The following is a 14,885-nucleotide window of genomic DNA, read 5'->3' as shown; positions in this document are numbered from 1 at the left end:
CTTGGTTTCCTTTAAGCCTGCTTCTGCTGTGGCTGATGGTTGTGGCGTTCTTTCCAGTAGGATACTAATTCCAAGTAGTTCGATACGATGGCGTCGATCAGCTGCTGGTCATTAAAACGATTTCCTAACCACGCGCGGCTTGGCTCGCTGAAAATGGAGCGACCAACGGCAAAACCTTTACAAATATCGAATCCTGCACTATTGGCAAAACCTTCTTTTAGTTCATTCATCGGCGCATCCAACCCGAGCATCACGACACCGCGGCAGTGCTTATCGTGGTGCTCTACTATGTCGGTAATGGCCTGCCAGTTGGCTTTGGACTGAGGCGGTAACTTCCACCAATCTGGGCGCACATCTAGATGATAGAAGCGTTTGATTGAGTCTGTGAATAGGCTGTCATCAAAGTCCTTGTCGCGTGGTGGAATGATTTCTAGAAGAAGCTCATGCCCTGAGGCGCAACATGCTTTATAAAGCTCGATCACCTGACGTTCTTGTGCTGCTCGCATTTCTATTTCGTCTTTAGAGTGATAGAAAACAAGGCATTTCACGATGTGTTCTTTTGGCCAATTTTTTAGGCGTGAACCGATGCTGCGCCCACCTTCTAGTTCAATAGGACGAGAGCTTGGTAACTCGACAGGGCGGCCAATCCAAAGGCCGCGTCCGGTAACAGCGTTTAGTGCATCTTGACCATATGTGTCGTCGATCAATACACCGTATTGGCTGCCGTTTAATTCGCGAGCACCGACATCTAATGCATCAACCAACAAGCGTTTTAGTCTTTTAATGCGTGAAGGGTCTGCGCCTTCTTCACGAGCCATATCAAAGAGTTGTTTACGATGATCAAAAGCAAAAATACATAGGTCTTGCCAGTCGTACGGCAATCTTTCTGTGGTGACTCGATGTAAATGATTCAGTTCACGATCTAAGTCTGGACGCTTAATTTGTTCAGCACGAGCAATGTAATTATCTAATTCTTCGGCACTTGGAATCGCTGGAGCACAACCATGTCGAGAGACAACCAACGCGCCACATGCATTGGCATAAGTGCAAGATTGTTCTGCTGACTCGCCTCGAATCCAGCCGCGCAAGAAACCACTCATGAAAGCATCGCCAGCACCAAGAACGTTGAGTACATCTACACGAACGCCAACATGTAGCTCAAACGCATCCATAGAGTCAGGGATCGCGCCTTCAAGCACCGTACAGCCCTGAGAGCCAAGTTTCAGAACGATAGTGGCGTTACTGAGTTCACGGATTTTTTTCAGGGCGGTAATCGTGTCTGTGCTGCCACCGGCAATATGCACTTCTTCTTCTGTCCCAACGATAAGATCAAAATCAGCCAAAATACTTTGCATGTGTGCCGATACTTTTTCATTGGAAATAAAACGTGTTTCACCGTCACCAGGGTTTGTTAAACCCCAAAGAACAGGGCGGTAGTCGATGTCCAAAGCGCATTTTGTGCCTGCTTGTTTAGCGTAGGCAATAGCTTGTTTACTGGTTTCGTAAGTGCTTTCTGTAGAGAAGTGAGTGCCAGTAATAACAAGCGCTTTTGCTGAACCAATAAACTCAGCGTCAAAATCGTCTTTACTTACCGCCATGTCGGCGCAATCGTTGCGGTAGAAAATCAGTGGAAAAGTGTCTTGGTCTTTGATGCCGAGAACGACTAAAGCGGTTAGACGTTCTGGGTCTGTGATGACATGGCTGGTATCGACACCAGCACGGGCTAATTCTTCTTTGACGAAACGCCCCATGTGCTCATTACCAACACGCGTCAACATGGCGCTTTTTAGACCAAGTCGTGCAGTGCCAAATGCCATGTTGCCAGAAGAGCCGCCAAGGTATTTAGCAAAACTGCTAACGTCTTCTAAGCGACTACCTATTTGTTCTGAATACATATCGACAGCGGCGCGTCCAAGACAAATGAGATCTAACGTTTTATCTTTGTGCATGGTTCTACATCTCCCGTATCAGCCGATATGACAACAAGGTGAATCCGTACTTTGTCGAAAATGAGATGGCTGTTTTTTTTATTGTTAAATATATCTAAAACGATATTAGAATATATGTTCTACATTTTCAATACTTTGGAATAAAATATTCCATATAGATTTGTAAGTATAAAAATTATTTAAAAACAAATGCTTGGGTGTTTTCTTTGGTGTTTTTCTCGCGTTTTCATGCCAGAAAAATGAAACAAATATTTTAATTTTTCAAAAAACGTTTTTTTTATGTTTTAAGCGGAAAATCTATAACTTGTTAGGTGTGTGAGCTCGGTTGCTTCTAATAATATGTATAACGACCAAATGAACGCTGCTGATCATCTATTCATTGGGAAATAATGAAAAAATCCCGCCTTAATCTAAGTTAAGGCGGGATTTGTGTTTTACGTTTAGTCATAAAACGCTGGACGATCTGGTAAGTTGATTGGCTCAATCAAGCCACTTTCTTGTGCTTTCACACAGGCATCGCCAGATACCGCAGCCGCTAGGCCATTCCAAGACGAAGGACCGGTTAATTTGCCTGCTTGAACACCATTAATGAAGTCTTGCAGTTCCACATCATAGGACTCAATAAAGCGGTCTTTCCAGTCGGTTAGGATGGATTGTCCTAAGTTGGCGTTTTTACGCATGCTAAGAGCTTGAGGCTCAGGCAAATTCGCGACACCTTCTTCACCCACTACTGAACATTGGATGTCGTAGCCGTATTGGCAGTTTACGAATACTTCTACGTCTATGCGAGTGCCTTTCTTCGTTTCCAGCATGACGATTTGTGGGTCAGCAACTTTACTGTGAGCGTATTTTGATTTACGAGGGAAAACGACTTGGGCAGATACATATTCGTCATCTAGTAGCCAGCGGAATACATCCAATTCGTGGATAAGCGTGTCATGAATAGCCATTGGTGTGATGTACATTTCTGGCACGCTTGGGTTGCGGTGTGCTGCGTGAATCATTAATGGTTCGCCGATAGCTCCAGAGTCAATGGCTTGTTTTAGCATTTTGTAACCAGAGTCGTACGGGCGCATGAAGCCAACTTGCACAAGACGTTTTCCTGCGGCCATTTCGGCGTCTACGATGTTCTGACAGCCTTGGGCTGTGGTTGCTAGTGGTTTTTCGCAGAAGACGTATTTGCCGGCTTTGATGGCTGCTAGAACATATTCTTCATGAGTGCCGCCCCATGATGTAACCAACACGGCATCTACGCGGCCTTTTTCGATAAGTTCATGACCGTCTTTATATATGGTCGCATTTAGTCCTAGAGACTGTTTTACTTTTTCTGCTTGCTCTTGGTTTACGTCTGTCAGAGCAATGACTTCTGCACCGGTTAGTGCATTAGTGATGCGTCGAGTGTGGTCTGCGCCGATGGCGCCCGTGCCAATTACGCCAATTTTAAGTGTCATGCTGTTTTCCTTTATCATTATTTTAATCGCGCTGGTTGTTTATAACGGTTGATTATTTCCAATACTTGTCGACATAACGCTGGATTTCATCGCGCATAAAGCGTGACGATTGCTCCGCTCTTTCATCCCATGCAAAGACACAGCTTGACAGCACACCATCAAAACCAATGTCATGCAGAGTCTTAAAGAAGGTATCCCAATCGACTTCGCCTTCGCCTAGGTCTAGATGCTGGTGGACGCGAGCATTAGAGCCAGGTGGGTTGACGATATAACGTAGCTGTGAAGACCCTTTATGGTTGTAGGTGTCGGCCACTCGCGCATGTTGCAAGATGCCTTTTGTTGATCGAATCGTCTCGGCTAAATCCTCCCCATAGTAGAAAGAATGCGGAGCGATATAAGAGCATTGAACCGCAGGAGAATTGATGGTTTTGATGATGTCGACCGCAGGAGCCATCTCTTCTATCCAATCTTCCGGATGAGGCTCCACACACAAGGTTAAGCCTTCTTTTTCTAGCAGAGGGACAAGCACATCCATTGAACGCCAAAAGGCATTTTCACAAGCTTCTGGTGTGTGAATGCCCTGACGGTCTGCATTGGAACGTTCAGGAGAACCGCCTCGACCAAACTCAGAAATCAGCAATGGGTTATCCAACTCAACGGCGATTTCAATGGTACGTTTCCAATTGTCCATGGCCATTTTCCATTCGTCTTCGTATGGGCTTGACCAACGATACATAGGCTGGAGAGTGGACAGTGAAACGTCGTGATCTTTCATGGCTTTTTTAAAGCTTTGCAAGCGCTCTGGGTAAACGCGAGGACGAGTCCACCATTGCAAAAAATCAGCCCGAGGGGACAGTTCAATGTGGTCGTAGCCCATGTCTTTCGTGGCTCGGCACAGCGCTTCCAAAGAAAGGTGGCGGTGCATGTAAGGATCGAGTGCAATTTTCATAATAATAAAAACCTATTTTATGTATTTTTAAAAAATGAATTCGGTCAGCAATTACTGAGCTAAAGATTGGTTAACAAAATCAATACTGTCTTGAACCGCTTGCTTTGGGTTTGAAAGATCCCACACTTTTTTAGAGAAAGGTTCGAATGACACGGGCCCCGAATATCCTGCCGCCAATAAAGTACGAAGCTGCTCCACATTGTCCAAGCGGTCTTCAGGGCCTACGAGGACGCGATCACCATCTAGCATGTCATTAAAGGTAATGTCGTCTTCTAGACCTGAGATATGTATGAGTCCTGTGCGTTCGGGGAAGAATTCATCTTCGCCAGCGCCCTTATGGTGGAAGGTGTCGTGAACAAGAGAGAATCTATCTTGCTGGCCAACCGCATCTATGGCGTCTAAAGCGACACGTTTGGAGCGAAGTGAAGAAATCGGAAAACCTAATGGTTCTACAAAACCTTTTAAATCGAACTCTTCGAGTATTTTTGCCAGTTCAGAAAGCGCGAATTTGAGGTCTTCGAAACTTACCTCATTGCCATCATTTAAAGGGCAAACAACCAAGCCTTCCGCCTTTGCGGCTTTCGCTAGTGTCGCCATTTCACGAGCTTGTTGGGCACGTTCTTCATTCCATACGTTGAAAGGATATAGGGCATTTATAGACAATACTTTGATGTTTAATTCGTTTGCGAGTTGACCTGCCATTTGAGCAGAAGCCAAATCGGTTAGGCTGTTATCGCCAACATCATTACGAAATTCAACGGTTTGCGCGCCGAGTTGTGACGAGAGAGTGAGAAATTCTTTGATAGAATAAGAAGGACAGACCATATGGTTCAAACCGAATTTCGGTAACATAGACATGCTTTTATACCTTTCTGTAGAGTCTCGTACTTTCTCTTTAGTAATTCAAAGAGCAGAATGAGAACGTGATTTTTAGAGTTATTTTTAGTGCTTGCATAGTAGCGCTGAGAAAAAAAAATCGTCAATCAAGATTGTTATAAATCACTCATTAACTATCAAAAAACATCATTTATAGGGATAATCGTAAATCCTAATGAAATTAAAACTTTGGACTTGACAAAATAAGCCATATGGATCAAATTGGAACGTATATTCCATATTTAAGTTTTATGGAATATATATATTCGAATTGATTATGCGAACGGAATGCGATGATTGATCCGATAGTTTAGAGGGAAAGAGCTTTGTTGAGTCTGTCGAGCCCCTTGCTTCTAGACACGCTTTACCGGAAAAAATAAAAACAACTAGAGCGTATAAACGCTTATTTTCGAGGAAATCGCACAATGAAAAAATTACTGCTTACCGCTATAGCTTCTTCAGTTATTGCAACGTCTGTTTCTGCCGCTGATTTAAAAATTGGCGTGTCTATGGCTCTTTTTGATGACAACTTTCTAACCACTTTGCGTAATGGTATTCAATCGGCTGCTAAAGAGCAGGGCGTTGATGTCCAAATCGAAGATGCCAAAAATGGCGTTGGTAATCAGTTGAATCAAGTGCAGAACTTTATTGCTTCTGGGGTGGACGCCATCATCGTTAACCCTGTTGATACTGATGCAACGGTCTCTATTTCTGATGATGCCCAAGCCGCTGGCATCCCACTCATTTATGTTAATCGCCAACCAATTAATGTGGATTTGCTCCCTGATGATCAGGCTTTTGTGGCGTCTGATGAGAAAGTGTCAGGTACGCTTCAAACACAAGAAGTTTGTCGCTTACTAAATGGCAAAGGTAGCGTTGTTGTGATGATGGGCGAACTAACGAATCAGGCCGCATTGCAACGTACTCAAGATATTCATGATGTGATTGCAACGCCTGAGTGTTCAGGGCTGAAAATTGTTCAGCAGCAAACAGCTGAATGGTCTCGTACGAAAGGCAGTGACTTGATGACTAACTGGATCGCTGCTGGTATTCAGTTTGACGCGGTTATTGCCAACAATGACGAAATGGCGATAGGTGCGGTTCAAGCGCTTAAAGCGTCCGGTCGTTCAATGGATGATGTCGTGATCGCTGGGATTGATGCGACGACAGATGCGTTGGCTGCCATGAAAGCGGGTGAGCTTGATGTTACGGTATTCCAAAGCGCTGATGGCCAAGGTCGTGGTGCTGTTAATACGGCAGTCAAACTGATTAATGGTCAGAGTGTCGATCGTAAAGTGTGGGTGCCATTTGAATTGGTGACCCCTAAAAATCTTCATAATTATATGAAGTAAGTGTGCCAAAGCAAAAAATTAACCCCGTTAAATTAAAATAAAAATTGGAGGGATTGCGTTATGAATAGCGCAGCAGTTGAGGAAGCAGTGCCTGTAAATGGCGCAATTCCCCGAGATCAATCGTTTGAATATGTATTGGAAGTTGTCAATGTTCGTAAGGAGTTTCCTGGCGTGTTGGCATTGGACAATGTGGAGTTAAAAATTCGCCCCGGCACGGTGCATGCACTGATGGGGGAGAATGGAGCGGGTAAATCAACGCTAATGAAAGTGATTGCGGGGATTTACCAGCCCGATAGTGGTGAGGTTAAGCTGAGAGGCGAAACCATTACCTTAGAAAATCCTCTTAAAGCTCAAGAATCTGGTATTGCCATGATCCATCAAGAGTTACTGTTGATGAATCAAATGACAGTGGCTGAGAATATTTGGATTCGCCGTGAGCCTAAAAATACCTTTGGTTTAATCGATCACTCTGAAATGCATAAGATGACAGAGGATCTGTTTGATCGTCTAAATATTCATCTTGATCCAGACGCTGAAATCAGCACATTGTCCGTTGCAAATAGGCAGATGGTGGAAATTGCAAAGGCGGTTTCTTTTAACTCCGATGTTCTGATCATGGACGAACCGACCTCCGCGATTACCGAGACGGAGGTGGCTCACCTTTTTGATATTATCCGCAGCCTCCGTAAACAAGGCATCGGTATCGTTTATATCACCCATAAAATGAATGAATTGTTTGAAATCGCGGATGAATTTTCTGTTTTTCGTGATGGGAAGTACATTGGAACGCACGCGTCCAGTGATGTCACTCGTGATGACATTATTCAAATGATGGTTGGTCGAAGTGTTGACCAAATGTTTCCTAAAGAAGACGTCGAATTGGGTGACGTGTTGCTCTCTGTAAAAAATCTGACTCTAGAAGGTGTTTTTCAAGATGTATCGTTTGACGTGAGAGCGGGTGAAATTTTGGGGTTTGCCGGATTGGTTGGCTCTGGTCGTTCAAATGTGGCTGAAGCCATTTTTGGCGTTACGCCGGCGGATTCTGGCAGCGTTTGGATTGAGGGGGAAGAAGTTCATATCAAGACCCCAAATGACGCGATCATGCAAGGCATGGCATTTTTAACGGAAGACCGCAAAGAGACTGGCTGCTTTCTGTCTTTGGATATTCAAGAAAATATTCAGTCGGCGGTATTGCATGAAAACTTCGTCAATGGTGGTGGCTTTGTTGACCAAGTTAAGCTGAATGAAGAATCCGAAGCACTGTGTCAAAAGCTTCGTGTTAAGACGCCGAATATGGAAGAGGCGATTGAAAATCTTTCTGGGGGCAATCAGCAAAAAGTGCTGATAGCTCGTTGGTTGTTGACTCACCCTCGTATTTTGATCTTGGATGAACCCACTCGAGGAATTGATGTTGGCGCTAAATCCGAGATCCATTCTTTGGTCACGCAGCTCGCTCATAAAGGAGTGGCGGTGATTATGATTTCGTCCGAATTGCCAGAAGTGTTAGGCATGAGTGACAGGGTGTTGGTGATGCATGAAGGGCATGTAACAGGAATATTGGATCGTTCCGAAGCTGACCAAGTATCGGTAATGAATTTGGCCGCTCAATAGAATAAGAATTAGAAAAAAATAAGAGGTTTTTATGACTACGTTAAATGACACCATGAACTTGGAAAAAGAAAGTCAGGGTATTAAGAAAAAAAGAAAGATTCCTTCTGAGATCAGTATATTACTGGTCTTGATTGGTATTTCTATCATGTTCGAAATACTGGGTTGGATTTTTGTTGGTCAAAGCTTTTTGATGAACATGAGTCGCCTCCAAATTATCGTTTTGCAGGTCTCTGTTATTGGCATTATTGCCATCGGGGTCACCATGGTCATTATAACGGGAGGCATCGATTTATCGTCCGGTTCCGTTGTGGCCATGTCAGCCATGATTGCAGCGACGTTTGCTCAATCAAGTAGCTGGCCAAAAGTATTGTTTCCGACTTTGACAGATTTGCCATTTGTGGTGCCATTAATTGTTGGTTTGGCCGTTGGTGCATTGGCGGGTTTTGTGAATGGCTGGTTGATTACTAAAACTAAGATTCCACCGTTTATTGCCACTTTAGGGATGATGGTGTCAGCACGTGGTGTGGCACGCTGGTATACCGATGGTAGCCCTGTGTCTGGTTTCACAAAAGAATTTGCTATGTTGGGTAATGCGTTGGATCGTTGGATGCCAGTGGTTATCTTCATTGTCGTGGCGATCATTTTTCATGTAGTGATGCGTTACACTCGCTTTGGTAAATTTACTTATGCCATTGGTGCTAACCCTCAGGCGGCACGTGTTTCTGGTATTAACATTGATCGCCACCTTATTAAGGTCTACACCATTGCCGGTTTGCTGGTTGGTTTAGCGGCTATGGTTGCGATTGCCCGTATTAAAACAGCGCAAGCGGGCATGGGTCTAATGTATGAGTTGGATGCGATTGCTGCAGCGGTTATTGGCGGTGTGTCCTTGTCTGGTGGTCGTGGTCGTATTGCTGGTACGGTGATCGGTGCACTTATTTTAGGTGTGATGTTATCTGGTTTTACCTTCTTGCGAATTGATGCTTATTATCAAGACATCATTAAAGGCGCGATTATTGTCGTGGCGGTAGTGATTGATCAGCAGCGTCAGAATAAGCGTAAGAAAACCACTTAAGGTATTTATCGTCTCTGTCGGGTATCTGAACGCCCAGTTGCAGCTCTTTGTTTTTTTAACATTGAGCTGCTTTTTTATGCGTGGTGTTAATGAGTTTTTAAGTGTTTTGCTTAAGTGAATGCGTTGAGCGCGCTGAATGTTCAAGTGGATTGAATAAAGTATTGAATAGATAACCTATAAAGCCCTATTGTTGAATTTATAGGTTTTCTGCTACATGGAGGTCGACGCTTAATTGAACAGGAGCAAGAGGGTGGCATTTTTTACTGCTAAAGGACTCTGAAAATAATTCAGCTAAACGGGAGGCGAGTTTTTGTACGGGGGTGGCGATGATCATGTCGATCGTGCCATCGCTTAAGGCAAGGCGAGTATAGGAGGTTAATTCATTGCAAATTAGCGTGGTTTGCTTGCTTTTCCCAGCCTCTTTTAGGGCTTTAATAATGCCTTTCACACCGCCGCCAGCGCTATAAATGGCGGTTAAATCATCAGGGTGGTTATTCAGCAATGTCTTCGTTGCTTGATAAGCCAATGTATCATCATCCAGATTCGTTAGTGGAGAAAGTAGCTCATACGAGTGTTTAATTTCTCGAAAATAAGAGATGAAGCTAATTTCTGCAATGTCTTGATTCAGGTAGCGGTGGCTGCCTAACAGTATGCCCACTTTCCCTGCCTTTTTTGTCAACCTGGAAATGGCCCAAGCTGCCGTTCGTCCAGCTTTTCTGTTGTCCACGCCAATGTGGCCAGTACAGGTATTCGTCGACAGGGGGGATAAAATGGTAAAAACAGGTGTGTTGTTTGCGGTGAGCTGTTCAATATGTCGATTAAGTATATGATCATCAAGCGCGACCAAGGCAATACCGTCGGCGTGTTTGCTCTCTTTGATTATTTGCTCTGTGATGTATTCTGGCGTCACTTCGTCCATGAAAACCACATTCACTTCAAATTGAAATTGAGTCTCTTGAGAGCAAGCAGAGCGAATAGCGGCACCTAACCCTTCGTAAAACTCATCGTTGCTGCGTTGCAATAAAATAGATAAGCGTTTGAATGGCTTAGATTCCCGTACACGCTTTTTCAGTAATCCTGTGGCATGGTAGCCAATGTCTTCCGCCGCGATAAGCACTCGTTGTGAGGTGGATTCACGAACTTTGGAGCGCTTATTCAATACTCTATCCACAGTGGCGATACTGACGCCCGCCGCTTCTGCTAAATCATGAATAGTGGGTCTTTTTGACATAGAAAATAGCCTGATACTCTGGGGTATATTATTGTTATTTGAGCCGGTTGTTTACGATGGCACTTTATTCTGCTGAGTCATTCTTCTCGTCAAATTGATAGAAAAAATTCCATAAACAGTAGAAACTGATGCCTGCAGCAATGATTCCCCAGAAGGGTTCACCAGATAGCCATTCTACTAATGTCCAAGCAAAACAAAAGAGAGTAGCGGCGACACGACGCCATTTAGGTTGAAAAAACTTGCGGTCTGTTTCGTTCAAGGGAAATGTCCTATTTGATAATTTTTTGTATAAAGTTGTGTTCTTAAAGCGTCGGATTACTAGACATGTTAGTAATCACTAAGTTAGAATTTTTATTCCAAAATTGCAATAATTTCTTCTCTCACGATAAACCTACAGACCTTTCGGTATGGTTGATATTCGCTGTTTTAGAGAGAACTTTGATACAGAGAATATGTCATGATTGATACGGCACCAGAATCCCTCTCCGATTTGAAAGAAACCATAAAATTGCATTACCCCAAATTAAGCAAGCGCTTGCGTCAAGTGGCTGAGTTTGTTCTTGATGCTCCGAGTGATGTGGCGTTTGGTACGGTGGCCGTGCTATCTAAAGACGCAGGCGTTCATCCGTCCACATGGGTACGTTTTGCGAACGCGTTTGGCTTTAGTGGCTTTAGTGAAATGCAAAAACTGTTTCAACAGAAATTGATGGAAGAGGCGCCGAATTACCAAGATCGAATTCGTATGGCACGAGAAGTGTTTGGTGATGAAGGAAGTGATCAGTCACCAGCGCAATTGTTGAGTCGTTTTTCTCACGCTAATGCGATTGCGTTAGGACATTTGGGGGAGACAACCGCTCCAGAGGATCTGGACAAGGCCATCCAGATTTTATCGCAAGCTCATGCTGCTCATATTGTGGGCGTAAGGCGCGCTTTTGTTGTGGCGAGTTATTTTGCTTATGCGTTACGTCATATTAATCAAAAAGCGTATTTGGTGGATGGCGTGGGTGGCATGTTCAAAGAACAAGGCAGTTCTTTGGATCAGAATGATGTGCTGATCGCTGTCAGTTTTTATCCATACGCAGAAGAAACGCAAAGTGTCGCCAAAGCCGCAGCAGAGAAAAATGTACCTTTAATTGTCATTACAGATAATCAAATCAGCCCGTTAGCATCCATTGCGTCTGTGTGTTTTGTGGTGAAAGAAGCCGAAATCGATTCGTTCCGTTCTTTGTCTTCGTCGTTGTGTTTGGCGCAGGCGCTGTCGATTGGATTGGCTTATGAATTAGAAAGGAAGAACGCTTAGACTGGCTCCGGGCTTAGTTTCAGAAGCCAAGTCTGCGTTATCTTTTGTGTACCTACCGAACTTGGTCCGATAAAAAACGAAGGCTTATTGTGCTTTCGTTTTGCTATTTCCTAGGGAAATATGACGTGATCCTGTTAGCTGTGATTGACCGCTAACCCCTGAATCGATTTTATCTATCTGTCCACCGCGAGCAAGAAACTCTTGCATTTGCTTTTCTATGGATTCCGAAGTTTCCGAAGCTGCCGGCTGTTTCTTCTTAGTTGCCATGATAAATAGTCCTTGTTTTTAGATTGAGCAAGGACTATACCAGAATTTCATAAAATTTGCTTGTTATTGGCTAACGTCTGCAATCGTGTGTCTATCGTTTACGCTGCAGACGGTGGCCATGGGCTTTTTCTCAGTGTGAATGAGGGTGATATCGACGAATGATTGGGTTGAGCAATCGTGCTAACCAGCCGGTAAACTCAATCGGAGCGTCTAGTACGGTTAAGCAAATGCATTCGGCGTCTTTGGTGACAATGGGCTTATGTTTGTGACTCGCATCACGGTTAATAAAATCGCCTTGTCGATACACTCCCGATTCGTCAGAGAACGCACCTTCAAGTACCAAGGTGATTTCGTCACCGGTATGAGTGTGCGTGGGCATGTGTGCTCCCGCTTTAACTCGGGTCAGCGCGACTTGTGCTCCGCCCTCTTCATTGTAAAGCGTGGCAATTTTAAACGACGGTGACAAACGCATCCAATTCAGTTCGTCATAGCCTTGTTTAATAAACTGACGTAGGCTGTTTGGTACGGCGTATTGCGCTTCCCAACTGGTGTTTTTTGATTCTTTCGGTGACCTTGTTTCGTCACTTTCTTGAGTGGGCTGTTCGGCCAATTTTTCAAAAAAACTGTCCTTTAAACTGTTAAGGCGGCGGCTTTCGAGTTTGGTTTGGTCAAACAGATGCGATCCGAGCATTTCTAGCTTGCGGATTTGTTGTTGGCATTCGTGACAATGCTCGATGTGCGTGGACACGCACAAGGCATGGGTCAGTGGTAAGGAACCGGCCGCGTAGTCGGTTAGTGTTTCAATCGATGGATGGTAGTGAATCATCGATACTACCTCTTAACGTAAATAGTGAGTTTGTGCAAAGCTAAGCGGACTCTTGACTTTATTGTGCCAAGAGGAAGAGAGAGCTCTTCCGCCGCTTCCTTGTGCGTTTTGCCTTCCAAATAGACTTTTGCCAACACCTGCTTTTGGTCCGCGGGCAGTTTGTCTAAACCTTGTTGAATCCGCTCTTGATCGCGCTTTTGTTGAGCGTCTTTAAATGGATCCGCGTTTTCGTCGACCACGTTTTGCCATAGGAATTCCGGATCGATATCCGATTGATGTCGGCTGTTTTTGCGCAAATAATCAATACGAGCATTTCGAGCTAAAGTGAACACCCACGTATTGAGTGACGCTGACTCTGGCTTGTATGTGTGTGCTTTGTTCCAAATGCGGATCATCACTTCTTGGGCAATGTCGTCGGCCATTAAGTTGGCACCCGGCTGAGCCGCTAAGCAAAATGACCTTACCTTGGGGACGTAATAGTCAAATAGGCGAGCAAGAGCCGCTTGGTCTCTCGCTTGAGCGACAGCGAACATGTCTGCTACTCGTGTTTCGTCATAATCTAATGGGGTTGCGCGTTCCATTTAAGGCTCCAGAACTGACGGCTGTGTCGACGCTGTATTGGCGTAATACTTTATTTACGCAGGCAATGTTAGTGTGGATCACTTTAAAGGATTAAAAAAGAATGATCCGAAATACTTTTGTGTGCGTTTAATTCACATAACGAATCGCCTGAAAAGGTAACAGCCAAGGTAAGTGATGAATATGGTGGACGCTACGATGGATCCCAGTTCTTTGTTAATAGAGCGCTTTAAAGCATTCTATCTCGATGTGAAGCATCCTCAGCTGGACAAAATTGACGATGTGTACACGGAGGATGTTTTGTTTAGAGATCCCGTCCATGAGCTGCGTGGCAGTGAAGCGCTGCATGCGTATTTATCAGAAATGTGCGTAAACGTTCACAGCGGTCGTTTTGAATATTTAGATCAGACTGTGTCCGAAAACACGGCGTACATTAAATGGAACATGCACTTTAAACACCCTAAATTAGGCAATGAAACCATCACAGTGCGTGGGATTAGCCAGGTGCAATTCAACGAGCGTATCTACTTCCACGAGGATGTGTATGATTTAGGGCAGCTAATATACGAACATGTTCCTTTGTTGGGGTTCTTCGTAAAGGGATTAAAAAAGCGTCTAGCGAAGTAACGTAAGGAGACTCTGATGAATCGTACAAAGAATCAAGGCGTGGTGTGGATTACGGGAGCCAGCTCAGGCATTGGCTTGGCACTCACCAAGCAGTTTTTGGATGCCGGTTGGAAGGTATTAGCCAGCGCAAGAGGGCAAGGTGGTCTGACGCCTTTGCTCAGTCAACATGAACAACTTCATTTCATTCCTTTTGATATTGCCGATGCAAGCCAAGTCAGCGAGGTGCAAGCGGCGCTGATGGCGCATACTGATGTGCTGGATTGTGCGTTGCTTAACGCTGGAACGTGTGAATATTTAGACATGTCGGACACGGACCCAGATTGGAAAATGATGGATCGCATCATGTCGGTGAATTTTATTGGTTTGGTAAACAGCGTGGAAACGTGTTTGCCTTTGTTGAAAAAAGCGGCGCGTCCGCATTTGGTCGGTGTCAGCTCGCAGGCGGTGCAAGCGGCGTTTCCTCAGGCGGAAGCCTATGGCGCCAGCAAAGCGGCCGTGCGGTATTTCTTATCGTCCTTAAGGATGGATTTAAAACCTTTCAATATTGATGTGACCTGCTTAATGCCGGGTTTTGTGGATACGCCTCTTACTCAGAAAAACACCTTTGATATGCCGTTTCTTATGTCTGCTGATGAGGCCGCAAAGCGGATGTTTTCGGCCTTAGATTCTCGACCATTTGAGTACGCTTTTCCAAAACGCTTGTCCGCCATTTTGTGGGCTGGACGACATTTTCCTAAATGGTGGCTTGCCAAACTTGCCCCTAAGCCAAACGGCCAATAATTATTTTTTAAG

The 14,885-nt window shown here is 44.5% G+C and carries 15 protein-coding genes; 6 read left to right on the top strand and 9 right to left on the bottom strand.

The genetic code is table 11. The annotated features are described in order from the left end of the window. Positions 1-11: 11 nt before the first annotated feature. From AABA11_RS15075 to AABA11_RS15060, 4 genes are all read right to left on the bottom strand, one after another. Positions 12-1,949, bottom strand: coding sequence for a bifunctional 5-dehydro-2-deoxygluconokinase/5-dehydro-2-deoxyphosphogluconate aldolase (locus AABA11_RS15075; protein WP_265727640.1), 1,938 nt, complete (start codon positions 1,947-1,949; stop codon positions 12-14). Between the two features lie 440 nt (positions 1,950-2,389). After that, positions 2,390-3,400, bottom strand: coding sequence for a bifunctional inositol 2-dehydrogenase/D-chiro-inositol 1-dehydrogenase (iolG, locus tag AABA11_RS15070; RefSeq protein WP_265727639.1), 1,011 nt, complete (start codon positions 3,398-3,400; stop codon positions 2,390-2,392). A gap of 52 nt (positions 3,401-3,452) precedes the next feature. After that, complete coding sequence (locus AABA11_RS15065; RefSeq protein ID WP_148830830.1) at positions 3,453-4,349, bottom strand: sugar phosphate isomerase/epimerase family protein; 897 nt, start codon at positions 4,347-4,349, stop codon at positions 3,453-3,455. A gap of 51 nt (positions 4,350-4,400) precedes the next feature. Beyond that, entirely contained in the window at positions 4,401-5,207 is an 807-nt protein-coding gene (locus AABA11_RS15060) for a TIM barrel protein (RefSeq protein ID WP_187424832.1), read from the bottom strand. A gap of 443 nt (positions 5,208-5,650) precedes the next feature. On the opposite strand from AABA11_RS15060, the gene AABA11_RS15055 reads away from it, so the two are divergent. Genes AABA11_RS15055 through AABA11_RS15045 form a run of 3 tightly spaced genes read left to right on the top strand, consistent with a single transcriptional unit; the run spans position 5,651 to position 9,263 of the window. Continuing rightward, the gene (locus AABA11_RS15055) at positions 5,651-6,577 is read left to right on the top strand and encodes a sugar ABC transporter substrate-binding protein (RefSeq protein ID WP_265727637.1); all 927 of its coding nucleotides are present in this window, start codon (positions 5,651-5,653) and stop codon (positions 6,575-6,577) included. A gap of 60 nt (positions 6,578-6,637) precedes the next feature. After that, positions 6,638-8,188: a sugar ABC transporter ATP-binding protein gene (locus AABA11_RS15050; protein ID WP_265727636.1), complete on the top strand. Its 1,551-nt coding sequence runs from the start codon at positions 6,638-6,640 to the stop codon at positions 8,186-8,188. Between the two features lie 52 nt (positions 8,189-8,240). Next, positions 8,241-9,263 carry an ABC transporter permease gene (locus tag AABA11_RS15045; protein ID WP_409371070.1) on the top strand — a complete coding sequence of 341 codons (1,023 nt, stop codon included), beginning with the start codon at positions 8,241-8,243 and terminating at the stop codon, positions 9,261-9,263. Between the two features lie 196 nt (positions 9,264-9,459). Here AABA11_RS15045 and AABA11_RS15040 read toward each other — a convergent pair whose 3' ends face one another. Further along, positions 9,460-10,494: a LacI family DNA-binding transcriptional regulator gene (locus tag AABA11_RS15040; protein WP_338269207.1), complete on the bottom strand. Its 1,035-nt coding sequence runs from the start codon at positions 10,492-10,494 to the stop codon at positions 9,460-9,462. A gap of 64 nt (positions 10,495-10,558) precedes the next feature. Then, positions 10,559-10,753 (bottom strand): hypothetical protein, encoded by a 195-nt coding sequence (locus AABA11_RS15035; protein ID WP_148830835.1) that lies wholly within the window; start codon positions 10,751-10,753, stop codon positions 10,559-10,561. Positions 10,754-10,951: 198 nt separating this feature from the next. Between AABA11_RS15035 and AABA11_RS15030 the strand changes: the two genes are divergently transcribed. Next, positions 10,952-11,794, top strand: a complete 843-nt coding sequence (locus AABA11_RS15030; RefSeq protein ID WP_148830836.1) for a MurR/RpiR family transcriptional regulator — start codon at positions 10,952-10,954, stop codon at positions 11,792-11,794. A gap of 84 nt (positions 11,795-11,878) precedes the next feature. Here the strand turns inward: AABA11_RS15030 and AABA11_RS15025 are convergent, their stop codons facing one another. The 3 genes from AABA11_RS15025 to AABA11_RS15015 all read right to left on the bottom strand — a co-directional run bounded on the left by AABA11_RS15025 (position 11,879) and on the right by AABA11_RS15015 (position 13,468). Continuing rightward, on the bottom strand, positions 11,879-12,061 hold the full coding sequence (locus AABA11_RS15025; protein ID WP_024025667.1) for a hypothetical protein: 183 nt from the start codon (positions 12,059-12,061) through the stop codon (positions 11,879-11,881). Between the two features lie 130 nt (positions 12,062-12,191). Then, on the bottom strand, positions 12,192-12,887 hold the full coding sequence (locus tag AABA11_RS15020) for a ChrR family anti-sigma-E factor (RefSeq protein WP_338269197.1): 696 nt from the start codon (positions 12,885-12,887) through the stop codon (positions 12,192-12,194). 5 nt (positions 12,888-12,892) lie between these two features. After that, complete coding sequence (locus AABA11_RS15015; RefSeq protein ID WP_265727632.1) at positions 12,893-13,468, bottom strand: sigma-70 family RNA polymerase sigma factor; 576 nt, start codon at positions 13,466-13,468, stop codon at positions 12,893-12,895. 196 nt (positions 13,469-13,664) lie between these two features. Between AABA11_RS15015 and AABA11_RS15010 the strand changes: the two genes are divergently transcribed. Both AABA11_RS15010 and AABA11_RS15005 read left to right on the top strand, forming a co-directional pair. Next, the gene (locus AABA11_RS15010) at positions 13,665-14,093 is read left to right on the top strand and encodes a nuclear transport factor 2 family protein (protein WP_338269194.1); all 429 of its coding nucleotides are present in this window, start codon (positions 13,665-13,667) and stop codon (positions 14,091-14,093) included. Between the two features lie 15 nt (positions 14,094-14,108). Then, positions 14,109-14,873, top strand: a complete 765-nt coding sequence (locus AABA11_RS15005) for an SDR family NAD(P)-dependent oxidoreductase (RefSeq protein WP_338269192.1) — start codon at positions 14,109-14,111, stop codon at positions 14,871-14,873. The last annotated feature ends 12 nt before the right edge of the window (positions 14,874-14,885 follow it).

This window comes from Marinomonas pontica, from assembly GCF_036322735.1.
In the GTDB taxonomy this organism is placed as follows: Bacteria; Pseudomonadota; Gammaproteobacteria; order Pseudomonadales; family Marinomonadaceae; genus Marinomonas; species Marinomonas pontica.
The sequence above is the reverse complement of the archived record's forward strand: the minus strand, read 5'-3'. Positions and strand labels throughout refer to the sequence as shown.

Coding starts and splice junctions, on each gene's coding strand:
- AABA11_RS15075 (WP_265727640.1), bottom strand. CDS start 1,949: ATGCACAAAGATAAAACGTTAGATCTCATTTGTCTTGGACGCGCCGCT.
- iolG (WP_265727639.1), bottom strand. CDS start 3,400: ATGACACTTAAAATTGGCGTAATTGGCACGGGCGCCATCGGCGCAGAC.
- AABA11_RS15065 (WP_148830830.1), bottom strand. CDS start 4,349: ATGAAAATTGCACTCGATCCTTACATGCACCGCCACCTTTCTTTGGAA.
- AABA11_RS15060 (WP_187424832.1), bottom strand. CDS start 5,207: ATGTCTATGTTACCGAAATTCGGTTTGAACCATATGGTCTGTCCTTCT.
- AABA11_RS15055 (WP_265727637.1), top strand. CDS start 5,651: ATGAAAAAATTACTGCTTACCGCTATAGCTTCTTCAGTTATTGCAACG.
- AABA11_RS15050 (WP_265727636.1), top strand. CDS start 6,638: ATGAATAGCGCAGCAGTTGAGGAAGCAGTGCCTGTAAATGGCGCAATT.
- AABA11_RS15045 (WP_409371070.1), top strand. CDS start 8,241: ATGAACTTGGAAAAAGAAAGTCAGGGTATTAAGAAAAAAAGAAAGATT.
- AABA11_RS15040 (WP_338269207.1), bottom strand. CDS start 10,494: ATGTCAAAAAGACCCACTATTCATGATTTAGCAGAAGCGGCGGGCGTC.
- AABA11_RS15030 (WP_148830836.1), top strand. CDS start 10,952: ATGATTGATACGGCACCAGAATCCCTCTCCGATTTGAAAGAAACCATA.
- AABA11_RS15025 (WP_024025667.1), bottom strand. CDS start 12,061: ATGGCAACTAAGAAGAAACAGCCGGCAGCTTCGGAAACTTCGGAATCC.
- AABA11_RS15020 (WP_338269197.1), bottom strand. CDS start 12,887: ATGATTCACTACCATCCATCGATTGAAACACTAACCGACTACGCGGCC.
- AABA11_RS15015 (WP_265727632.1), bottom strand. CDS start 13,468: ATGGAACGCGCAACCCCATTAGATTATGACGAAACACGAGTAGCAGAC.
- AABA11_RS15010 (WP_338269194.1), top strand. CDS start 13,665: ATGGATCCCAGTTCTTTGTTAATAGAGCGCTTTAAAGCATTCTATCTC.
- AABA11_RS15005 (WP_338269192.1), top strand. CDS start 14,109: ATGAATCGTACAAAGAATCAAGGCGTGGTGTGGATTACGGGAGCCAGC.